The organism is Lutibacter maritimus (genome assembly GCF_900116115.1).
Lineage (GTDB): Bacteria > Bacteroidota > Bacteroidia > Flavobacteriales > Flavobacteriaceae > Lutibacter > Lutibacter maritimus.
Window position 1 is genome coordinate 215,116 of record NZ_FOZP01000007.1, and the last position, 24,269, is coordinate 239,384.

At 31.0% G+C, this 24,269-nt stretch carries 14 protein-coding genes; 6 read left to right on the forward strand and 8 right to left on the reverse strand.

Features of this window, described 5'->3' with window-relative positions; translation table 11 throughout:
• From BM335_RS12665 to BM335_RS12700, 8 genes are all read right to left on the reverse strand, one after another.
• Positions 1-1,668: an alpha-amylase family glycosyl hydrolase gene (locus BM335_RS12665; protein ID WP_090228487.1), complete on the reverse strand. Its 1,668-nt coding sequence runs from the start codon at positions 1,666-1,668 to the stop codon at positions 1-3.
• Between the two features lie 6 nt (positions 1,669-1,674).
• Positions 1,675-4,056: a glycoside hydrolase family 31 protein gene (locus BM335_RS12670; RefSeq protein WP_090228590.1), complete on the reverse strand. Its 2,382-nt coding sequence runs from the start codon at positions 4,054-4,056 to the stop codon at positions 1,675-1,677.
• Positions 4,057-4,075: 19 nt separating this feature from the next.
• Entirely contained in the window at positions 4,076-5,044 is a 969-nt protein-coding gene (locus BM335_RS12675) for an alpha/beta hydrolase (RefSeq protein WP_090228491.1), read from the reverse strand.
• A gap of 3 nt (positions 5,045-5,047) precedes the next feature.
• On the reverse strand, positions 5,048-6,913 hold the full coding sequence (locus tag BM335_RS12680; RefSeq protein WP_090228495.1) for a glycoside hydrolase family 13 protein: 1,866 nt from the start codon (positions 6,911-6,913) through the stop codon (positions 5,048-5,050).
• A 69-nt stretch (positions 6,914-6,982) separates the two neighbouring features.
• On the reverse strand, positions 6,983-9,289 hold the full coding sequence (locus BM335_RS12685; protein ID WP_090228499.1) for a family 65 glycosyl hydrolase domain-containing protein: 2,307 nt from the start codon (positions 9,287-9,289) through the stop codon (positions 6,983-6,985).
• A gap of 4 nt (positions 9,290-9,293) precedes the next feature.
• Positions 9,294-9,950 carry a beta-phosphoglucomutase gene (gene pgmB, locus BM335_RS12690; RefSeq protein WP_090228502.1) on the reverse strand — a complete coding sequence of 219 codons (657 nt, stop codon included), beginning with the start codon at positions 9,948-9,950 and terminating at the stop codon, positions 9,294-9,296.
• 2 nt (positions 9,951-9,952) lie between these two features.
• A complete protein-coding gene (locus BM335_RS12695) occupies positions 9,953-11,296 on the reverse strand; it encodes an MFS transporter (RefSeq protein WP_090228507.1) in 1,344 nt (447 codons plus the stop codon).
• Positions 11,297-11,552: 256 nt separating this feature from the next.
• A complete protein-coding gene (locus BM335_RS12700; RefSeq protein WP_090228511.1) occupies positions 11,553-12,575 on the reverse strand; it encodes a LacI family DNA-binding transcriptional regulator in 1,023 nt (340 codons plus the stop codon).
• 316 nt (positions 12,576-12,891) lie between these two features.
• On the opposite strand from BM335_RS12700, the gene BM335_RS12705 reads away from it, so the two are divergent.
• From BM335_RS12705 to BM335_RS12730, 6 genes are all read left to right on the forward strand, one after another.
• A complete protein-coding gene (locus BM335_RS12705) occupies positions 12,892-15,822 on the forward strand; it encodes a SusC/RagA family TonB-linked outer membrane protein (RefSeq protein ID WP_090228515.1) in 2,931 nt (976 codons plus the stop codon).
• 14 nt (positions 15,823-15,836) lie between these two features.
• Positions 15,837-17,444, forward strand: coding sequence for a RagB/SusD family nutrient uptake outer membrane protein (locus tag BM335_RS12710; RefSeq protein WP_090228519.1), 1,608 nt, complete (start codon positions 15,837-15,839; stop codon positions 17,442-17,444).
• Between the two features lie 18 nt (positions 17,445-17,462).
• Complete coding sequence (locus BM335_RS12715) at positions 17,463-18,524, forward strand: SusE domain-containing protein (RefSeq protein ID WP_090228525.1); 1,062 nt, start codon at positions 17,463-17,465, stop codon at positions 18,522-18,524.
• Positions 18,525-18,543: 19 nt separating this feature from the next.
• A complete protein-coding gene (locus BM335_RS12720) occupies positions 18,544-20,154 on the forward strand; it encodes a SusF/SusE family carbohydrate-binding protein (RefSeq protein ID WP_090228530.1) in 1,611 nt (536 codons plus the stop codon).
• 103 nt (positions 20,155-20,257) lie between these two features.
• Positions 20,258-23,554, forward strand: a complete 3,297-nt coding sequence (locus tag BM335_RS12725) for an alpha-amylase family glycosyl hydrolase (RefSeq protein WP_090228533.1) — start codon at positions 20,258-20,260, stop codon at positions 23,552-23,554.
• A 13-nt stretch (positions 23,555-23,567) separates the two neighbouring features.
• Positions 23,568-24,269, forward strand: a complete 702-nt coding sequence (locus BM335_RS12730; protein ID WP_090223285.1) for a glycoside hydrolase family 78 protein — start codon at positions 23,568-23,570, stop codon at positions 24,267-24,269.

Here is a 24,269-nt window from a genome sequence, read left to right on the forward strand (position 1 = left end):
TTAATTAATTTTTTCAAGTAATACTACAGAGTTTGGAGTGTTCAATTTCACTTTACCGTTTTTTACAGTTGTTTTTGTTTTAGAATATGCATCAATTAATTCATATCCATCTGTAAAAACTGTTCCAACAGTTAATTCTTTCTCCCCTTCAGGAAGATCTAAACCAATTACAACAGCATCGGTATAGGCTCCTTTTGTAAAAGTTCTTTCAAAAACGTAGGGATTTTCACTCAACATTTTATGAACTCCTGCACCAACAGCTGGATGATTTTTTCTGAACTTTCCTAATTTTTGCCAATGTGTTAAAACATCTTTCGTTTGCTGATTATTGGCTATTTCATCCCAATTCATATTAGATCGCAAAGTTGCATCGCCAACAGTTCCTTCAATTATTAAAGATCGTGCAGATTCATCTCCATAATATACTTGTGCTGCACCGGGACACAACAATAATTTAGTTGCAGATTCGTATGGTTTTGTTCTGTCTTTATCAAACGGACTTCCATCATCATGAGAACTTACGTAATTTAAAACGCAGAAGCCTTTTAATTGATCGTTTAAAATATTAGAATATCTAGAAAATAATTCTTCATAGGTATTTTGAGCTGCATTCCATTTAAACTCAAAATTGATTAGACTATTAAATCCATTTTCAAAATAATTTACTTTTTTATCACCAAAATCATACAACTGTGCACTTCCAATTCCATAATTATACACTTCACCAACCATATAAAACGCATTATCATCTAACACTTTATCTGGATTATTTTTTTTCCATTCCGCAAAAGCGTACTCGCACTCTTTTTTAAATTCTCCCCAAATTGTTTCTTCCGTATGTTTTACCGTATCTGCTCTATAACCATCAATTCCAAATTCAGTTATATAATCTGTTAACCATTTCATAATGTAAAATCTTGGTGCTTTTGGGTAGCCAGTTCTTGCAAAAAAATCATCTAATTCTTTCATTTCTTGCTCGTACCTTCCTTCTGCTTTCCACTTTTCAGCCAAAACTTTCGGAATTTCTACATTCTCATTACTTTCCGTTTTAATATCTGGTAAATTTTTTACCAATGTACACATCACAGTAGATTCATAATCTTTATATGAACATTGCACATCAGTCCGCACCCAGTCATTTGGCCAAACAGGATCTAATTCAGTTACTGGACCTGTATGATTTATAACGCCATCTAATACAATTCTAATTCCGTTTTTATGTGCTACTTCTACTAATTTTTTTAAATCTTCTTTTGTTCCAAAATTAGGATCTAAAGTAGTCCAATCATTTGTCCAATACCCATGAAAACCGTATGTTGAACCGGTTCCTTCATCAACATCTCCGTGAATTTGCTCTACAATTGGCGTTAGCCAGATAGCATTTATCCCTAAATCTGTAAAATAACCTTCTTCAATTTTTTTTGTAATTCCAATAATATCACCACCTTCAAACCCACGTAATTTGGGTGTTTCTTTTGTTCTATCAAAATTAACATCATTTTCAGGGTTTCCGTTATTAAATCTATCTGTTAATAAAAAATAGATGTTTGCATTTTCCCAAATAAAAGGAATATTATTGGTTTCCTTTGCTGAAATCATTTCTTGTTTTTTTGTGTTACAGCTTGCTAAAATAGTAGATAGCATTAGTAGTATTAAATATTTTTTCATTCTTATTTAGAATTTAATTTTGATTGTTTTTTCTGAAACTTTTTGTATTGAAATTATAATTTCAAGTGTACCCTTTTCATCATTCCAAGTAAACTTATAACCTTTCACTTTTTTAGGTTTTTTTGAAATATTATGAACTATTAGTTTTATTTCTTTTGATGAAAATTGATAGTTTTCCCCTAGCTCTAGCTCAATTTCAACAGTTAAACAACCTTTTTTTAATTCACTTTCAAAATGCAATATTTCATACATTTCTTTCTCAAAAGCATTTGGTGTTTCACCATCATCATTATATAATTTACCTTCACTTTCTTTAACGGTTTCATCAAAATAAAAATGCAAGTCAAACGATTTTAAGCTATAAGCATCTGTATTTTGAATTGACGCAATCATTGGAATAAAAGCACCTCCACGAACATATGTTGGAATACTTTCTAAAGATAATTGAACCGTTTTTGTTTGACCTCCTTCAACTTTTTCATCAGTATAAAAATTGAACCAATTAGCGTTTTTTGGAAAAGTAACTTCTTGCTGCTTTAATCTAGAATTTACCACTGGACTCACCAAAATATCATTTCCCCACAAATACGTTTTATCATTTAAAAACAACTCATTATTTGTAGTATTTTCAAAAAATAATGGTCGCATTAATGGTGTTCCTTTTTGATTGTTTTCAAAGGAAAGTGTGTAATTATAAGGCAACAAACTGTAACGTAATTCTATAGATTTTTTTGCTAAAGCTTTTGTAGTTGCCTCTCTAAAAATAGGTTCGCTTGGTACTTCTTCCTGTGCGTGTGGACGATAAATTGGTTGAAAGACTCCATATTGAAGCCAACGTGTATACAATTCATCATCTAAATTATCACCTGCAAAACCACCTAAATCAGAATGCATATAGCCTAAACCTTGCATTCCCATTTGCAACGCTATTTCAACTTGCGATTGCAATCCTCCCCAAGTTCTGTTGACATCTCCAGACCAAGGAATCATTCCATAATGTTGTGAACCTGAATAACCTGCACGCATTAAAATAAACGGACGTTGGTTTGGAAAATCTTTTTGATAACCTTCAAAAATTAATTTTGCCCAATTGTGCCCGTAAATATTATGCACCTCATCTGCAGTTCCTGTTGCGTGTAATAAATCTGACGGATGTACTTCTGGCTCACCTAAATCTCCCCACCAACCAGCAACACCAATGTTATTTAAATTTTTATAAATATCCCAAAACCATTGTTTTCCTTCAGGTTTAAAAATGTCTATAATCCCAGTGTTACCAAAGTAAAAATCGTAGGTGTATGGTTTTCCTTCTTTGGTTTTTCCTAAAATATCTTTATCAACAGCTTCTTGCCATCTATTTGAAGTTGTTAACACAAAAGGTTCTGTTATTAAAATTGTTTTAACTCCTTTTGCTTTTAAATTAGCAATCATTTTCTCAGGATTAGGAAAGGAATCTTTATGAAATTCTAAATTTCCCATGGTTCCTTTCATTTCTTTTCCAAACCAAAATAAATCTAAAATTACAGCATCAACAGGAATTTTTTCTTCTGAAAATTTTGCTATTGTATTTTCAACCTCTTGTTGAGAATGATACCCAAATCTGCTTGCAAAATTACCCAATGCCCAACGTGGAATTAACGGTTGAAATCCTGTTAAACTCACATAATTTTCTACCAATTCTTCCCAATCATCACCAGCAATTATTTGATAGGTTTTTCTACCAGATATTGTTTGATAGGTAAGCGTGTTATTTTTTTGACTATCTAAATCTAAATAGCCAATTGGTGCATTGTCAAAATGAATAGCGTACATTTTTGAAGAATACACTAATGGAATTGTAAAGTTCATTAATTCCGAATGCGTTTCGTATCCATAATGCGCTCTATTATATAATTGCAAACGGTAACCTCTACGGTTCATTCCCAATGCACGCGCGCCACCTCCATATAAAATTTCATCGTTGGTTAAATTGAAATCTAATTCTTCAAATTCATCATTTTTAGAATAACCATTTTTTTCAGAAGTTAATAATTTACCTTCATAATAATAGGATATTTGAAAAGGTGAATGTGCTATTTTTATTGAAAAATCTAATAGTTTAATTTCTGTATTATTAGAAGTTTCGATAATTTTCATTTTAACCGATGTTGGTTTTAAAACTACTGCGTGAGAATTTTCAGAAAAACTTTCACCATTTGGAATAAATGAAGTTTCAATTATTTTATTTCCGTATGGTTGAAATCTGTACAATCCATCATTTGTTTTTACTTCAACATAACTATCAAACTGCTTAATACTGTCAAATTTTCGATGAACATTTTGAGAAAAAACTGAAAAGTTTATCAAAGCAATAATTAAAACAGTAACTATTTTTTTAAAATTCTTCATTGTAATAATCATGGATTAATTAGTTCTTTAATAAAAATTCAACTGGTATTTGAAAACGCTGATTCCAAGAGTTTTCAGAATGATCGTGCCCTTCAAATTTTAAATTTTTAGAATTAGAATTATCAAAACCTTTTAAAGTTAGCACCTCATTTACCCTATATTGATATGGCAAATAAAATTTATCTAAAGTTTCTGTTCCATAATCAAAATAAATTTTATGTGTTTTGGATGAAGGTAAATTTGACTCTAAATACTTAAAAAATGATTCAGGAACTACCGAATTTTCTTGAGGCATAAAACCTATCCAATGTGTAGATAAGCAAGCAGCTCCACCAAAAACTTTTGGGTATTCACAAATTGCGTACATTGAAATTAAACCACCCATACTTGAACCAGCTATAACCGTATTATCAGGATTTTTATAAACTGAAAAGTTTAAATCTATATATGGTTTTACTTCTTCAACAATAAATTTTAAATAATTATCCGATTGTAAACCTGTAAAAGTTGTACCAAACTGTTTTTGACTTTCAGAAAAAATAGAATCTTTAAACTTCTGAGGTAATAAATCAAATGGTTTTTGTGGATAATAATCGGAATGTCTAATATTTGGATGATTCCAAATTGCCACAACAATAGTATTTTTAATTTTTGTAGCATCTATTAATCCGCCAACAATTTCATCTACTTTCCATTCTTGTTTATTCCATGTAGTTTCTGCATCAAACAACATTTGTCCATCATGCATATACAAAACGGCATATTTATTTTTTAGCGAATAATTATTTGGCAACCAAATATCTACTGTTCTTGAACGCACAAATTTTGATGGAAAACTATCAATTCTTTTTATTGTTCCAGAACTTAACTTTCCATTGTATTCTGAAAGTTTAATAGTTGATAAATTAGTTATAACTTGTTGCTTTTCTTTACAAGAAAATAAAGCCAGCAATAAAATTATAATTGTTGTTTCTTTAAAAAATCTCATAACTTACAATTTTGTTGATAGAATAAGCACTCCTTTTTCTTTAAGTTTTAAGGAATTGTTCCAAGTAAATTCTTCTGAGGTATTGATATCTTTTACTTTTTTCCCATTCAAGCCAATTTCATTAAATCGAGTTAAATCTAAGTTTATTTCCTTTTGATTTTTATTTAAAATAACCACTACAATTTCATCATTTTTAACTCTAAAAAGCACATAAACACCTTTTTCCGGCCCAAAATGAATCGTTTTTCCGCTATGAATGGCTTCGCTATTTTTTCTATAATTTAATACATTCTTTAGGAAAGATTGCATTTCAACTTGTTTTTTAGATAAGCCTTCGCCAGTAAATGCATTAATTTTATCATCTTTCCATCCACCAGGGAAATCAGTTCTAATTAAACCGTGATCTCCAGGTTTAGCAGCATCACTTATTAAAATTTCTGTACCATAATAAATTTGAGAAATTCTTGGTAAGGCCAATAAATAACCCAATGCCATTTTAGTTTTTGTAATATCTTCACCTAATTGCGTATAAATACGACTCATATCGTGATTGTCTGGAAATGCCATTATTGCGCTTGGATTTGAATATGAAAAATCATTTGCCAAACCTTCATATATTTTTACCAAACCAGTACCCCAAGTTTCGTCTTCATTTAAACCATCAACAATTGCTTTTTGCATTGGAAAATCCATTGATGATGTTAAGTTAGAACGATATCCGTCTTTATTTTCAGCATCTTTTTGCCAATAGGCAACCAATAATGGATTTGTGCTCCACTCCTCGCCTACAATACTAAAATTTGGGTATTCAGCCATAATTGCTCCTGCCCAATTACTCATAAATTCCTTATCTGGATATGGATAGGTATCTTGTCTTATTCCTCCTAAATCCAAAGTTTCAATCCACCAAATACTATTTTGAATTAAATATTTAGCTAACAAGGGATTCTTTTGATTCAAATCTGGCATTGCAGAAACAAACCAACCTTCATTCATTAATTTACTATCAGCTTTTGAAGCATAAGAATCTTGATTGGTTGTACGTCTGTGGTTTGTTATTATGGTGTTTCCTTCTAAATATTCTTTTTGATAATTTACCCAATTACTTGATGGTAAATCTTTCATCCACCAATGTTCACTTCCAATATGATTTTCAACCTGGTCCATTATTAATTTAATGCCTTTTTCATTGGCTTTTTTTGATAAATTAATATAATCTGCTAAAGTTCCAAAACGAGGATCAACTTCATATAAATCTGTCATAGCATAACCGTGATATGAACTATTTTTCATATCATTTGTTAAAACTGGCGTTGGCCAAATAGCCGTAAAACCCATTTCATCTATATAGTCTAAATGATTTATAATTCCTTTTAAATCACCACCGTGACGACCGTAATCATCTTTTCTATTTATTTTAGTTTCACGCAATCCTTTTACCACATCATTTGAAGTATCGGCATTTGCAAAACGATCTGGGGTTATTAAATAAATAACATCTGAGCTATCAAAACCTTTTCTGTTTTTTGAATTTTCTTTTCGTTGTTTTAACTCGTAATTATAAGAGAAATTATTTCTTTTACCTGCTCTAGCAAAATCAATTGTAAAATTGCCTATTGTTGCTTTTGAAAGATCTACCGTTAAAAATAAATAATTATCATTTTCGGTGTTTTTTACCTCAACAAGTTGAATTGTTTCATTAGCAATTGTTGGTTTGTATTTAGCAATATCTTTTCCATAAATCATAATTTCTAATTGATTATGATTCATATCTACCCACCAATACGGAGGTTCAATTTTATCTATTTTCTGTGCGTAAATATTTAATCCTAAAAACATTAAGATTAAAAAGAATTTAATTTCTTTCATTGTGATTTGTTATTTTAAAACAAAATCCTGCAACTTTTTACAATGATAAAAAATTACAGGATTGTTTGATTAAACTGTTAAAAGTTGGTTTGAAGGAATTATAACTTCCATATTATTTACCATCAATTTAAGTTCTTTTTCAGATTCATTGTAAAATTTACAATCGGTTTGACTTTTGTAAACTTTTAAAACATTTCCTCTAAAATTAATTGTAAACGAGTATGATTTCCATTCTGCAGGAATTTGTGGATTGAATGATAACACACCATTTTCCCAAACACGCATTCCTCCAAAACCTTGAACAACACTCATCCAAGTTCCTGCCATACTTGTAATGTGGCAACCTTCATGAACTTCGTGGTTATAATCATCTAAATCTAAACGTGCAGTTCGTAAATATTGCTCGTAGGCTTTTGGCATTCTATCTATTGAAGCTGCTAAAATTGAATGTACACAGGGTGATAACGATGATTCATGAACAGTTAATGGCTCGTAAAAATCGAAATGACGTTCAACTACTTCTTTGTCAAATTTATCTTCAAATAAGAACATTCCTTGCAAAACATCGGCTTGTTTTATATAACAAGAACGCAAAATTCTATCCCAAGACCATTTTTGATTAATTGGACGTTCAGATTTTGGTAAATCTTTAACCGGAATCAACTCTTTATCTAAAAATCCATCTTGTTGTAAAAACACTTGTTTTTCTTCATCAAAAGGAAAATACATGTTATCTGCAACTTTAATCCACTTATAAGTTTCTTCCCCAGATAAATTGGTTTTCGCAACAATTCGTTTAAAATCTTGTGGATACTTTTCTTCAATCTTATTTAAACATTCAACAGTATATTCAATACACCATTTTGCTAAATAATTGGTATAGAAGTTGTTATTTATATTGTTTTCGTATTCATTTGGACCTGTAACACCTAAAATTACAAATTGCTTTTTTACTTCTGACCAATTAGCCCTTTGATGCCAAAAACGTGAAATTGCAATCATAACTTCCAATCCGTTTTTTACAACGTACTCAAAATCTTGCGTAAAATTAACATAGTTGTAAATTCCATAAACCATTGCTCCGTTACGGTGAATTTCTTCAAAAGTAATTTCCCATTCGTTATGGCATTCTTCACCATTCATAGTAACCATTGGATACAACGCCGCTCCGTTTTTAAAACCTAATTTTTGAGCGTTTTCAATGGCTTTTCCCAATTGATTGTAACGATACATTAATAAGTTTTTTGCAACACTTGCATCTTTTGTAGCCATATAAAACGGTATACAATAAGCTTCTGTATCCCAATAAGTACTTCCTCCATATTTTTCGCCAGTAAATCCTTTTGGGCCAATGTTTAAACGTGCATCTGTTCCCATATAGGTTTGATTTAATTGGAAAATATTAAAACGAATACCTTGTTGTGCTTTAATATCTCCTTCAATTATAATATCGGCAGTTTCCCAAATTGTTGCCCAAGAATCTTTTTGATCTTGAAATAATTGTGCAAAGCCTAAATTTTTAGCCTCTGTAACATTTTTAAAACCAGCTTCAATTAAATTACCTTTTTCATAATTTAACGAACTTACGTATGATGCGAATTTATAAATTGTAGCTGTTTCTCCTTGAGATACTTTTAATTTATAAGTATAGGTCAAAGCTTTTTCTTCAATTATTGATATGTGAGTTGCAGCAACATTTTTTCCATTAATAGCAAAATCAACTTCCATAGCTGTTGCAACATGAAATTCAGTTTTTAGTGTTTTCGCTAAAATACACCCTTGGTTAACTCCTTCAACAATTTTTAATGTTTCCCAAAAATATTCGTTATAATTAGAATCTTCGTTTTCAATACCAGCATCTAAATAAGGTGAAAAAGTAATTTCTCCAGAAAAATTAACTGCTTTTATTGAATACTCAATAGCTCCAACTTCGTTATATTTTACACTAATAAAACGTTTTGCATGTACTTCAATTTCTTCACCAGTTGGGAGTATTGCTTTAAAAGAACGGCCTAACCAGCCTTCTTTCATATTTAATTCTCTTCTGAAATTAGAAATTTTGCAAACATTTAAATCTAAATTAGTTGCATTAATTTGAATACGAATTCCAATCCAATTTGGTGCATTTAAAACTTTAGCAAAATATTCTGGATAGCCGTTTTTCCACCAACCAACACGTGTTTTATCTGGATAATAAATTCCTCCAATATAACTTCCTTGAAAAGTTTTACCTGAGTAATCTTCTTCAAAATTAGCTCGTTGTCCCATAGACCCATTTCCAATACTGAATAAACTCTCAGAAGCTTCAACATTTTCCACATTAAAACCTTCTTCAATAATGGCCCATTCATTTGGAATAATATAATTCTTGTTCATTTTTCTAATTGATTAGATTTTTTAAAAAATCGTTTGTAAAACCTGTAGTATCTTTTAATATATACGTGGCTTTCTTTAATAATTCTGCATCACCAATTCCAATACTTACCATATTTGCTGCATTTGCAGCTTCAATTCCTGCAATGGCATCTTCTACCACAATACAGTTTTCAGGTTTCATCTGTAATTTTTGAGCACCTATTAAAAATACTTCTGGATCTGGTTTTGCTTTTGAAACATCATTTCCATCTACTATTGCTGAAAATCTATTTAAAAGACCCACTTTTTCTAAAATTAATGGTGCATTTTTACTTGCTGAACCCAAAGCATATTTTATGTTATTTACATCTAAATAATCCAACAAATTACTAATCCCTGGAAGAATTTCATCCGCTGTCATTTTATTTACATAGCTTAAATATTCTTCGTTTTTCTTTATTAATAATGATTGTTTTTGGTCTTCAGTTAATGCTACTTTACCTATTTCTAATAAAATTTCTAGAGATCTTACTCTACTTACTCCTTTTAATAATTCGTTATGCGCTTCGGTAAATTCAAATCCTAATGAATTTGCTAAATTTCGCCAAGCTAAAAAATGATATTTTGCGGTATCAACAATAACACCATCTAAATCAAATATAAATGCTATTTCTTTTTTCATTTTTATAATTTTATTACTACTTCGTCATCAACATCTTTCACTTTTACAACTAATACTGCTGCAATTAAAAGTGAAACACCACTTAAAACTAATGCATAAATTGGATTACCTCCATATAAATATTCTACCATAGGACCACCAATTAAAGCATTTATAATTTGTGGTAACACAATAAAGAAGTTGAAAATTCCCATATAAACACCCATTTTTTTAGCAGGAATAGAACCAGCTAAAATGGCATAAGGCATTGCTAAAATACTTGCCCAAGCAATTCCGACACCAAACATAGATAAGAATAACCAGTTTTCATTTGGCACAAAATAAATTGAAATTAGTCCCAATCCACCTAAAACCAGCGAAACAGCATGTGTTAATTTTCTACCTATTTTTTTTGCTATAGCAGGTAAAAAGAAGGCGTACACCGCAGAAACTGCATTATAAACTCCAAATAATATTCCTACCCAATCTCCCGCTACTTGATATTGTGTTCCGTGATCATCTAATGATAAGCCATAAATATGATGTGCTATTGCTGGAGTTGAAAATACCCACATACCAAATAAACCAAACCATGAGAAAAATTGAACAGAGCTCAATTGTCTCATTGTTAATGGCATTTTCTTAAAATCGGTAAAAATATCAAATATGCTAGATTCTTTATCTACAATTTCTTCCTCTTCAGTTTGAAATTGAGCAACTTCATCAGGCGAATATTCTTTTGTTGTAAATACTGTAACTAAAATACTTGTAACTAAAACTGCGGCTCCAATAATGAATGATAATAATAGATTGGTTGGAACTTCTCCTGGTTGAGATTCATTTAAAATACCAAACCAGTTTGTTAAAACATATGGTAACCATGAACCTATTACGGCTCCAATACCAATTAGAATTGTTTGAACACTAAAACCTAACGTTCTTTGATCTGAAGGTAAAATATCTGCAACTAGCGCTCTAAAAGGTTCCATTGCAACATTAAATGAAGCATCCATAATCATTAACATACCTGCACCAACCCACAAAGCGGGCATAAATGCTGTAAACATATCGGCATTTGGCATTAAAATTAATCCCATAGATGCTAATAATGCTCCTGTTAAAAAATAAGGACGTCTTCTCCCAAGTCTTGTCCAAGTTCTATCACTATAATAGCCAATTATTGGCTGAACAATTAAACCTGTTAAAGGAGCAACAATCCAAAACCAAGATAGTTCGTGAACATCTGCACCAAAAATTTGTAATATTCTACTGGCATTGGCATTTTGCAAAGCAAAACCCATTTGAATTCCCAAGAACCCGAAACTCATGTTCCAGATATCCCAGAAACTTAGTTTCCGTTTTTCCATTTATGATAGTATAAAATATTAATATGGTTTAAAGCGAAATACTTTAAACATTATTTTGTGTGAAGTGTGAAAAATAGTAGTTGTAAAATTACTTTTACCAGACAAATATATAAATATAAATTTAAGTTTTATTTATTTGATGTGAGATTTTTTAGTTAAAAAATCTAGTTTTCAGTACTATAACCTTTGAGTTATTAGAAAAAAAATGCTGTCTTTTTTACTCTTAAAGCTAATTTAAGCCTTTTAAAAAAGGATTTTATGAATTAATTGTAGATTTTCTAACTTTTAAATTAGTAGAAATTACTTCTTTTTGAAAAGCTTCTGGAGCAGTATGTTCAATTCTATTTATTAACAATTCTGCAGCATGTTGCCCCATTAAAAATCCGTGTTGTACAACTGAAGTTAGTGGTGGCGATGTAAATTCTGATATTAAACCACTAGTAAACCCAATAATTGCAATATCTTCTGGAATTGCCAAACCTCTTTCCTTGGCGACTTTTAAGGCATTTGCAGCATAAATTTCATTTACAGCTAAAATTGCATCAGGAGGATTTGGAACATTAATAACTTTTTCAATTTGTTCGTATAAATTTTTATTATCCTCAATTCTATATATCAAACTCTCATCAATAGTAACACCTTTGGCTACTAATGCCTTTAAATAGCCTTCTTTTCTTAAAGCTCCAACTGATATATAGTCTTGCGTAGTAAGTAATGCAACTCTTTTTGCACCTAAATCAATTAAATGTTCGGTTGCTTGAAAAGCACCTCCAACATCATCAATTATTACTTTATCACATTGTAAATCTTCAATAATTCTATCAAATAAAACTAGAGGAAAATCATCTTTTATTAAATCTTCAAAGTGCTTAAAGTTTTGGGTTTCTTGTGTTTCTCTGGCAATTGACACAATTAAACCGTCAATACTTCCGTTTGTTAAAACCGAAATATTTGAAACCTCTTTTTTATAAGATTCGTTTGAGATACAAACCATTACACTATAGCCATGTTCATTGGCGTATTTTTCAATTCCATCAATTACTTGTGAGAAAAAATGATGCACTATTTCTGGAACAATTACACCTATCACAGATGTTTTCTGATTACGTAATTGAAGTGCTAAACTATTAGGTTTATAATTATAAAAATCAGCAAAAGCTTTTATCCGTTCACGAACATCTTCACTTATTTCGTGACTATCTTTTAATGCCTTTGAAACCGTTGAAATTGATACTCCAAATTCTTTTGCTATTTTTTTTAAAGTTATTCTAGGCTTCATTCTATTTTTTAAGGCTTTTTTAATATGTTACAAATATACTATTATATGCATAGAAATCGAAATTATAAATTTATTTACACAATTTTAATTCTAAATTATCAAGGTTATACACCAAATTGATAATTTTTACCAAAAAAGTTAAAAAAAAGTTAAACAACTCTAACGTTAGAGTTAAAAAGTTATAAACACGAAAACGTTTGCGTAACTTTATAAATAGTGTTAAATCTAAGTTAAGTTCTTAACTTCACAGTGTGAAATGTAATAAAATAGTACAAATTTTTTAAACAAACCTTAATTATTAATTAACTTAAAATAGATGAAAAATTTTAGAATTTTTTTGTTTAACGTCATACTTCTATTTCCTGTTATAATGTTTGGTCAACAAACTATAACTGGAAAAGTTACAGAAGCAACAGGAAATACAGCATTACCTGGAGTTGGCGTTATAATTAAAGGAACTGCTAGAGGTTCAGCAACAGATTTTGACGGAAACTATACAATAGACAACGTTAAAACTGGAGACGTATTAGTATTTTCTTTTGTAGGATTTAACTCAAAAGAAATTACTGTTGGAAATAACACAACAATTAATGTTGCTTTAACAGAAAGTACTGAAACATTAGATGAAATAGTTTTAATTGGTTACGGTACAACAACTGTTAAAGATGCAACAGGGTCTGTTTCTGCTGTTACTGAAAAAGACTTTAACAAAGGTAACATTGTTACACCTGCAAGTTTAATTACTGGTAGAGTAGCTGGTGTGAACGTAACAAGTGATGGTGCTCCTGGTGGTGGTAGTACTATTAGAATTAGAGGAGGCGCATCATTAGGTGCATCCAATGATCCTTTAATTGTAATTGATGGATTACCTATTTCAAATTCAACCGTAGGTGGATCAACTTCAGTTCTTGCTTCAATAAATCCAAATGATATTGAATCATTTTCTGTGTTAAAAGATGCATCTTCAACTGCAATTTATGGTTCTAGAGCATCAAATGGTGTAATTATTATAACAACTAAAAAAGGGAAACAAACTTTTCAGGTTGATGTGAATTTTAAAACCAGTTACCAAACTTTGGCAAACAAAATTGATGTATTTAGCGCTGATGAGTACCGATCTTTAATTGCGGACAGAGTTGCAGCAGGTCAAACTGGAATTAGTATTGATCAATTAGGAAATGCAAATACTGATTGGCAAGATGAAATTTATCAACAAAAACTTACGTTTGATCAAAATATTTCTTTAAGCGGTGCTTTATTAGAAAATATGCCAGCAAGGTTATCTTTTGGTAACACACAACAGCCTGGTTTACGTAAAACTTCAAAATTTGAAAGAACTTCAGTTACCTTAAATTTAAATCCAACATTTTTTGATGAAAGTTTAAAAGTTAATTTAAATGCAAACGTAAGTTCTGAAAAAAATAGATTTGCTGATGGTGTTGAAGGTTCAGCTTTATATTTTGATCCAACACAACCTGTATATGACGAAACTTCTCCTTTTGGAGGATTTTTTGAATATCACACTGCAGGTGAGCCAAACAACGCTCCTAGAAACCCTGTAGCTAGCTTAATGCAAAGAAATAATTCTGGTATTGTTGATAGAGTATTTGGTAATCTTGAATTTGATTACAAATTTAATTTCTTACCTGAATTAAGAGCAGTTTTAAATTTAGGTTACGACAGATCAACTGGTAGTGGTTCAAATATTTTATCAGACCAAAGTATTAATGGTTTTAGAACAGCTATCAATACTCCATTCTTAGGTTCAGCTTCTTATTACACAAGTGAAAGAAAAAACACCTTATTAGATGCTTATTTTGTATATAATAAAGAATTAGGAAATGTAAATGTTGAAGCAACTGCTGGTTATTCTTACCAAAAATTTGAAGGAGAAGACTTTAATACTGGAAATACAATAGATCCAGATGCAGTTTCTGATGTGAATACACATCCAGATGTTGTATTAATTGGTTTCTTTGGAAGAACTAATTTAAGTTTCTTTGATAAATACCTTTTAACATTATCTTACAGAAGAGATGGTACTTCAAGATTTAATAAAGACAACCGTTGGGGTAATTTCCCAGCTGCAGCAATTGCGTGGAAAATTAATGAAGAAGATTTCTTAAAAAATTCTAACGTTATTTCTACATTGAAATTAAGATTAGGTTGGGGTATTACAGGACAACAAGATATTCCTGCATCTTATGCATATTTAGGAAGACACGTAACTGGTGATGCTGTTTCTCAATATATATTTGGAAACACTCCAATTATAGTTGGAATTCCTCAATCTCGTTTTGAAGATATTAAATGGGAAGAAACAACAACATATAACGCAGCATTTGATTTTGGATTATTCAATGACAAAATTAATGGTTCATTAGAAGTTTATTTAAAAGAATCTAAAGATTTATTAGCAAACGTTGCAGTAGCCGATGGTTCTAACTTTAGCAATGCAGGTTGGCAAAATATTGGTCAATTTACATCAAAAGGTATTGAATTTTCAATTGGTGCTGATGTTGTTGCAAATGATAACTTTAACTGGAATTTAAACTACAACGTAAATGTGAACCGTACACAAATTGATCAACTTGCTTTTGGTCAAGATATTGAAGTTGGAGGAATTGCAGGTGGTACTGGATCTAGAATTCAATTACACAGAGAAGGTTTCTCACCATATTCATATTATGTGTACAAACAACTATATGATGTTAATGGAGCTCCAATTGAAGGTGCTTATGCAGACATTAATCAAGACGGTTTAATCAATTCTAGCGATAAATATATTTATAAAAAACCAAACGCAGACTTTACAATGGGATTACAATCAAGTATGAATTATAAAAACTTTGATTTATCATTTAATTTAAGAGCAAGCATTGGTAATTACATGTATAATAACCTAAATTCAGAAAGAGCTCAATACAATAAATTACAGGAGGTAACAGCATTAGCAAACGTACCTGTTTCAGTTTTAGAATCAAATTTTGTTGAAACAAGTAATGTACTTATTTCTGATTACTTTATTGAAAATGCTTCTTTCTTAAAAATGGACAATGTAACATTTGGTTATACTTTTAATAAATTTAACAAAGGTTTATCTAGTATTTACTTATGGGGTGGTGTTCAAAATGTATTTACAATTACAAATTATAGTGGTTTGGATCCAGAAATTTTTGGAGGAATTGATAATACAATATATCCAAGAGCAAGAACTTTCATGATGGGAGCTAACCTTAAATTTTAATAAAAAACACGAAAATGAAAACAAAATATATACATAAATTTTATTTCTTTTTGGGATTTCTTTTCATTCTTAGTGCTTGTACTAATGATTTGGATGTAATTCCAAAAGATGATGACGAATTTTTATCTGAAGATTTTTATGCCAATCCTAATTCATATAAACAGGCATTAGCAGGAATTTACGGTAATCTTTCTTTAACAGGAACTAGCGGTTCAGGATCTTCAAACTTACAAGGTATTGATGCAGGAACTAGCCAATATGCCAGAACATTATGGTATTTACAAGATTTAGCTGCAGATGAGCCAATTTGGTCTTATGAAAATGATGAAGGTGGTGCTGTAAAAGAAATTCAAAGAAATACTTGGGGACCAAACAATACAATTTTATTAGGTTTCTTTAGTAGAGCAATGTATACTGTTGCTTTAACAAATGATTTTTTAAGACAATCATCTCCTGAAGCATTAGAAGCTAGAGGTCATACTTCAAAAGTTGGAAATGATATTGTTGCCTACAGAGCCGAAGCTAGATTGTTAAGAGCATTGGCATATTACCACTTAATGGACTTATTTGGTAAAGCAGCTTTTGTAACAGAAAATGATCCTGTTGGAGTTTATCAAGGACCACAATATAATAGAGCTCAGTTATTTGATTTTATTGAATCAGAGCTATTAGATATTGAAGGAGATTTAGTAGCTCCACAACAAAACGAATATGCACGCGCTGATAAAGCTGTTGCATGGACAATTTTAGCTAAAATTTATTTAAATGCTAATGTTTATATTGGACAAGATAAAAATACAGAATGTATTACTTACACTAAAAAAGTAATTGGAGGTGGATTCTCTTTAGCATCTGATTATGGTTTAAACTTTTTAGCCGATAACGATTTTAATGAAGCAGGTAAAAATGAAATAATTTTCCCGCTTGTTTGTGACGGTATTGTTACTCAAAATTATGGAGCAACAACTGTAATTATTAACGGTGAAGTTGGAAGTTTAGAAAGTAATACTGCTGAGCTTGGAGCCCAAGGTTGGGGTGGTGCATTAAGAGTTAGAAAACAATTTTCTAATAAATTTTTAAATGGTGATGTTCCTTTAACTGATGATAGAAATACATTAATTACAGCTGGAAGAACTGCTGATATTGTTGATGTTGGAGATAGAGACTCTGGATTTATTATTACTAAATTCAAAAATGTAACATCAACAGGAGAAGCTGGTCCAGATCCAACATTTGTGGATACTGATTTCCCTATGTTTAGATTAGCAGATATTTATTTAATGTACGCAGAAGCAGTTGTAAGAGGTGGTGCTGGTGGATCTATGACTGATGCAGTAAATTATGTAAACTTATTAAGAAACAGAGCTCATTCAGCAACAATTTCAGCTTCAAGCTTAACTTTACCTTTCTTAATTGACGAAAGATCAAGGGAATTATACTGGGAAGGACACAGAAGACAAGATTTAATAAGATTTGGATTATACACAGGTGGAAATTACAATTGGGCATTTAAAGGTGGTAGCGCTAGCGGAATTGCTTTACCAAGTCATTTAAATGTATATCCAATTCCTGCTAACAATATGGCAGCGAATCCAAATTTAACTCAAAACCCTGGTTATTAACATTTAATTATATTTAAGATGAAAAACATATTTAAATTTTTGTTGTTTACAATCTTTGCTTTCACTGTAATTTCATGTGATAACGAAGATCAAGAACAACTAACAATAACACCAGTAGGTGCTGGTGAGATAACTTCTCCGGAAACAGGATCTAATTATATTTTAAATCCTGAGGAGAGTCAAACAAATCCTATTTTAACTATTACTTGGAATGCTGCAGATTATGGAGTACCAACAGGAATCAGTTATAAAGTAGAGTTTGCAAAAACGGGAACAAGTTTCAGTGAGCCTACCACAATAAGTTCAACAACAAATACATTTATAACACTAAATGTTGGTGAACTTAATGGTGCAGCTGTTGGAAGTGGCTTATCTCCTTTTGTTGAAGATGGTATAGATATTAGAATTACATCAACCATTGGATCATTAGGTAGCACACCTCAAGTTTCAGACATCGTTACAATATTTGTAACTCCATTTACAACAGATTTACCTACCATTGCAGTACCTGGTAACCACCAAGGATGGGATCCTGCAAGTGCTCCTTTATTAGCATCTTCAGGTTTTGGTAAAACTGATTATGCAGGATATGTTTGGTTAGATGGTGGACATAAGTTTATTGCACCAAATGAAACTGGAGGTTTCTTCTGGGGAAATACCGATTGGGGATGGGACGGAACTAATGCAGGTGTTCTTGTTGAACAAGACGAAAAAGATTTAGAAGCAACAGCCGGTTATTACTATATTGAAGCAGATACTGATAAGCTAACTTACAAAGAATCTGCTGTAAACTGGGGTATTATAGGTGAAGCAACTCCAACAGGATGGGATAGTGACACTGACTTAGTTTATGATGCTGCTACTAAAACACTTTCTGTAGACATTAATATGGTAAACGGAAAAGGTTGGAAATTTAGAGGAAATAATGAATGGGGTAGATTTGAATTTGGTTCATTTAATGCAGATGGATTCTTACAAGCTGGAGGTGACTTTACATTTGACCAACCATCAGGAAACTATCATATTGTATTAGACCTAAGTAAACCAAGAGAATATAGCTATACAGCTACTCCTAATTAGTAAATTAAAATTGAAAAATATGAAATATATATATAAAATTGTATTGCTTTCTTTTGTTTTCCTAGGACTTACATCATGTGATGAAAATGAAAACTTTGAGATTTTACCTCCTCAAGATGGCATTACTCTAAATAGTCCTATTGATGGATCATCAATAGCACTTATTGATACTAACGAACAAAATCCAGGGTTAACTGTTAGCTGGAATTCTGCTAACTTAAAAGATTCTGGCGCCACTTATAATGTTGAAGTTGCTTTAACTGGAACAGATTTTTCTGCTCCAACCGTTATTGGTTCTACAACAAATATGACTTTACATTTAACTGTTGAAGAATTAAATAATTTAGCTTTAGATGTATTACAAATACCTGCGGAAAGTGAAGCTTCAATTGAAATTAGAGTTACTTCAGGTGATTTTATTTCAAACAAAGTGTCTGTTTTACTTACTCCATATAAAATAGAATTTACAGAGTTATTTTTAGTTGGAAGTTTAACAAATTGGAAACCAGAAGAATCGTTACCAATGACAAGAACAGGTTTTAATGAATTCTTAATAACTATTGATTTAGCTGATGGTGATGAATTTAAATTTTTACCTCAAAATACAGGTTGGGATGGCGATTTTGGTGAAGATCCAAATAATCCAGGTAAACTTGTAGAAGAAGGTGAACAAAATATTGCAGGATATCCTGCAGGAAAATATGATGTTACCGTAAATTTAAATGACTTTACTTTCAATTTAAAACCAATTCTAGCACCAGAAAATTTATATTTGGTAGGTTCTATAAATGGTTGGGACAATGCAACTGCGCTACCTTTATTCAAAAGCGGAGAAAATACATTTTCTATTGTTGTAGATTTACCTGATGGTGCTGAATTCAAATTTTTACCAACACAAGGAAGTTGGGATGGTGATTGGGGTGCAGACAAAAATAATGCAGGTTCAATTGTACAAGATGATGAAGACAATATTAAAGGATATACTGGCAAGTATTTAGTTACTGTAGATTACAATAATTTAACCTACAAATTAACACCTGTTGGAAGTTTATTTACTGTAGGATCAATTAACGGTTGGAATAATGGTGCAGCTTTACCAATGGCTGAAGCTAGTTTAGGAATATTTACTATTGTTTTAGATTTACCTGATGGTGCAGAGTTTAAATTTTTACCAAACAACGGAAGTTGGGATGGTGACTGGGGAGCTAGCAAAACTGAGGCTGGTAGAATTGTACAAGATGATGAAGACAATTTAAAAGGCTACGAAGCTGGTAAATATGTTGTTGCAGTTAATTACAATACTTTATCATACACAGTTTCAAAAATTAATGCTATTCCTGCTAATTTATTTTTAGTTGGTGCTTTTAACGGATGGAGCAATACTGCAGGAAATCCTAAATTTACTCAAACATCAGCCGGTGTTTTTGAAATTACACAAGCTTTAAGCGCTAATGATGAATTTAAATTTGTTCCTGTGGCTGGAAGCTGGGGAGATGATTTTGGTGAAAGCAAAGTTGCTTCTAAAGTTCTTGAACAAAATGATGAAAATAACTTGAAAGTAACTACTGGTGGTAATTACAAAATTACAGTAAACTTCAACAAAGGAAATATATCCGTTGTAAGTTTATAAGAAGTATAAAAGGTTATCATTAAAAATGATAACCTTTTATAACAATTTTTAAAAGCCAGAATGTTATTCTGGCTTTTATTTATAAAAAAATAAACACAATAATATGAAAATCAGATTATTACTACTACTAATTATTCCTTACATTACTTTTTCACAAGTAACCACTACTCCAAGTATTCCAATTACTACGAGTTCAATAAAACTAACTCTAAACACAACAGGAACTGAATTAGAAGGAATTACTGGTGATATTTATGCGCATACTGGAGTAACAATAGACAATACTAGATGGCAAAATGTTATTGCTGAATGGGGTGTAAATACGCCAAAAGCTAAATTAACTAAAAGCACAACTAATTCAAATATTTATACAATTGATATAACTCCTGACGTGTATTCATTTTATAATGTTGAATCATCAAAAAAAATAACTGAAATTTGTGTTGTTTTTAGATCTGCTGACGGCACTAAACAAACTAGGCCAGATATTTTTATACCTTTATATGAAGCAGGGTTAAATGTTGCTTTTACAAGCCCTTCAAATGGAAGTGTATTTAATTTAAATTCTGTAACCACAATTTCTGCAGAATCTTCAATAGACGCAAACCTTGAAATTTTTGTAAATGGCGTTTCTAAAAAAACAATAGCTAATTCCAAAACAATTTCAACTCCATATACATTTTTAAGCTCAGGAAATTATACACTTAAAGTAAAAGCTACAAGTGCTACAGAAACTAAAGAAACTGAAATTTCAGTATATGTAAAATCACCAACTCAAGTTGCTGCAATTCCAGCAAATGCAAAAAAAGGAGTTAATATAAATAATGATAATACAGTAACTTTTGTTTTAGAAGCTCCAAATAAAAACTCGGTTTTGTTAATAGGTGATTTTAACAATTGGGAAAATAATACCCAATACCAATTAAAAAAAGACACTTCAAATCCAGATTTATTTTGGATAACTTTAAACAATTTAGACCCAAATACAGAATATGCTTATCAATATTTAGTTGATTACACTATTAAAATTGCTGATCCATATTCAGAAAAAATATTAGATCCTTGGACAGATCAATACATAAAATCAGGAAATTACCCAAATCTAAAAGCCTACCCTACTAACTTAACTACAGGTTATGTTTCTACATTTTTAATAAATGAACCTATATATTCATGGAATGTTTCAAACTTTATAAAACCATCACAAAATAACTTAATTATTTACGAATTACACCTAAGAGATTTCACAGAATCTGATTCTTACAATGAAGCTTTAACTAAACTTGATTATTTAAAAAATTTAGGAATAAATGCTATTGAATTGATGCCAATAAATGAATTTGAAGGAGCTGATAGTTGGGGATACAATCCTGCATTATATATGGCTTTAGATAAGGCTTATGGTACAAAAAATGATTTTAAAAAATTTGTAGATGCTTGCCATGAACGTGGAATAGCTGTTTTAGCTGATGTAGTATTTAACCATTCTTACGGACAATCTCCACTACTTCAAATGTATTGGGATGCTGCAAATAATAAACCCGCTGCTGACAATCCTTGGTACAATCAAAATCACAATTTAGTAGATAATACAAATGCACATTGGGGTTACGATTTTAACCATGAATCAACCTATACAAAAAATTTCTTTAAAGATGTTTTAAGTTATTGGATGAATGAATACAAAATAGATGGTTTTAGATTTGATTTTACAAAAGGTTTTTCTAATACATTATATTATGGAGCAGACAATTGGGCAAGTGCCTATGATCCATCAAGAATAGCAATTTTAAAAAATTATGCTAGTCATGTTTGGAGCAATAATCCTACAAATAAACCCTATGTTATTTTTGAGCATTTATCAGAAAATTCAGAAGAAAAAGAGTTAGCTAATTTTGGAATTATGCTTTGGGGAAATCTGAATCATAATTACAACCAAAATACAATGGGCTTTTCATCAGATGCTGATATTAATTGGATTTCATATAAACAAAGAGGATGGAATTTACCTAATTTAGTTGGCTACATGGAAAGTCATGATGAAGAACGGTTAATGTATAAAAACCTTCAATATGGAAATAGCAATGCTACATACAATGTTAAAGATTTAAACACAGCACTTTCTCGTCAAGAATTAGCTGGTTTATTCTTTTTTACAATTCCTGGTCCAAAAATGATTTGGCAATTTGGAGAATTAGGTTATGATGTGAGCATAAATGATCCTGGAAGAGTTGATAGAAAACCTATCAGATGGGAATATTTTGATAATTCGAATAGAAAACAAATTTATAATACTTGGGCAACTTTAAATGAATTTAAAAAACAACAACCAGTTTTTAATACAACCGATTTTACATTAAATGTAGGGTCTTTAACAAAAACAATTTTATTAAAACACAGCTCAACAGACGTTGTAATTGTTGGTAATTTTGATATTGTTTCTAAAACTATTATTGCTCAATTTTCAAAAACTGGTACTTGGTACGAATATTTTACTGGAGAAGAAAAAAATATTGTAAATACCTCAACTTCAATAACTTTAAATCCAGGAGAATATAAAATGTATTCATCTGTTAAACTATTAGATCCTAGAGGAGGAACTGCTAATGACGATAGCGATGGTGATGGTATAGTGGACACAAAAGACTTATGTCCCAACACACCATTGGGATCTCAAGTAAACGCAACAGGTTGTCCTATATTTAGTTTACCAGCATCTAACTTTACAGTAACAGCTATCAGCGAAACCTGTCCTAATAAAAACAACGGACAACTAAAAATTACGGCACAAGAAACCTATCCGTATGTAGCGAGTATTAACGGTACTGCTTATAATTTTACCAATAATAGTTTAACGGTTAATAATTTACAGCCAGCTACCTACAATGTATGCATTACAGTAACTGGAAAAACGTATGAACAATGTTATATTGTTAAAATAGATCCTGGAAAAACGGTTTCAGCTAAAACTAGCGTTGCTGCTTCAAAAGTTGAAATTACAATGGAACAAGGAACTGCGCCGTTTAATGTGTTTGTAAATAATCAACAAGTATTACAAACCTCAGCACCTTCTTTTTCAGTATCAATAAAACAAGGCGATTTACTTCAGGTAAAAACAGCTGTAGATTGTGAGGGAGTATTTTCTAAATCAATTAATTTATTGGAAAATATTGTTGCCTATCCAAATCCAACAAATGGTCAATTTGAAATTACGTTGCCAACAACTGAAAAGGAAATAACCATAGGTTTATACAATACGTATGGACAATTACTATCAAAACAAACCTATCCAATTATTTCAGGAAAAGTACAGTTATCTATTGATAATAAACCGGCAGGATTGTATCTTGCAAAGGTTTATTTAGATAATCCTATTACACTTAAAATAGTTAAAAAATAAAATAACTTAACGAATGAAAAAACTTTTATATACAATTGCATTAACGAGTATTTTAATTTCTTGCGGCGGCGGTGGCGGCGGAGATACCCCTCCAGATCCTGTAGAAACAAATGAGGCTCCATCAACACCAACACTAACATATCCAACAAATAATATGTTATGCATAGATAATTCGGTGCCATTTACTTGGAATGTTTCATCAGATCCTGAAGGAAATACAATTACATACCAAATACAAGTAGCCAAAGACAATCAATTTTCTCAAATTGCACATACTTTAACAAGTACAACTGCGGCTCAAACAATTGCATTAGAGAAAGGGGTTGCTTATTATTGGAGAGTAAAAGCTACAGATAGTAAAAATGCATCCAGTAATTATTCCTCAACATTTCAGTTTTATACAGAAGGAACAGGAGTAACCAATCATTTACCTTTTGCACCAGTACTTGTAAAACCAGTATTAAATGCAACTGTACAAACAGCTACAGCTACATTAGAATGGACCGCTAGTGATGTGGATACTTCTGATGCGTTAACCTATGATGTATATGTTGGAACATCCAATCCGCCAACAGCAAAACTAGGGGATAATATCTCGGCAAATTCTTTAACCGTGTCTGTGAACGCTTCAACCAATTATTACTGGAAAGTTGTTGTGAAAGACAATAAAGGCGGTCAAACAATTGGGCAAATTTGGAACTTTGTAACGGATTAA

Excerpts from the sequence above, each read along its gene's own strand:
- BM335_RS12665 (WP_090228487.1), bottom strand. The coding sequence starts at position 1,668 with ATGAAAAAATATTTAATACTACTAATGCTATCTACTATTTTAGCAAGC.
- BM335_RS12670 (WP_090228590.1), bottom strand. The coding sequence starts at position 4,056 with ATGAAGAATTTTAAAAAAATAGTTACTGTTTTAATTATTGCTTTGATA.
- BM335_RS12675 (WP_090228491.1), bottom strand. The coding sequence starts at position 5,044 with ATGAGATTTTTTAAAGAAACAACAATTATAATTTTATTGCTGGCTTTA.
- BM335_RS12680 (WP_090228495.1), bottom strand. The coding sequence starts at position 6,913 with ATGAAAGAAATTAAATTCTTTTTAATCTTAATGTTTTTAGGATTAAAT.
- BM335_RS12685 (WP_090228499.1), bottom strand. The coding sequence starts at position 9,289 with ATGAACAAGAATTATATTATTCCAAATGAATGGGCCATTATTGAAGAA.
- pgmB (WP_090228502.1), bottom strand. The coding sequence starts at position 9,950 with ATGAAAAAAGAAATAGCATTTATATTTGATTTAGATGGTGTTATTGTT.
- BM335_RS12695 (WP_090228507.1), bottom strand. The coding sequence starts at position 11,296 with ATGGAAAAACGGAAACTAAGTTTCTGGGATATCTGGAACATGAGTTTC.
- BM335_RS12700 (WP_090228511.1), bottom strand. The coding sequence starts at position 12,575 with ATGAAGCCTAGAATAACTTTAAAAAAAATAGCAAAAGAATTTGGAGTA.
- BM335_RS12705 (WP_090228515.1), top strand. The coding sequence starts at position 12,892 with ATGAAAAATTTTAGAATTTTTTTGTTTAACGTCATACTTCTATTTCCT.
- BM335_RS12710 (WP_090228519.1), top strand. The coding sequence starts at position 15,837 with ATGAAAACAAAATATATACATAAATTTTATTTCTTTTTGGGATTTCTT.
- BM335_RS12715 (WP_090228525.1), top strand. The coding sequence starts at position 17,463 with ATGAAAAACATATTTAAATTTTTGTTGTTTACAATCTTTGCTTTCACT.
- BM335_RS12720 (WP_090228530.1), top strand. The coding sequence starts at position 18,544 with ATGAAATATATATATAAAATTGTATTGCTTTCTTTTGTTTTCCTAGGA.
- BM335_RS12725 (WP_090228533.1), top strand. The coding sequence starts at position 20,258 with ATGAAAATCAGATTATTACTACTACTAATTATTCCTTACATTACTTTT.
- BM335_RS12730 (WP_090223285.1), top strand. The coding sequence starts at position 23,568 with ATGAAAAAACTTTTATATACAATTGCATTAACGAGTATTTTAATTTCT.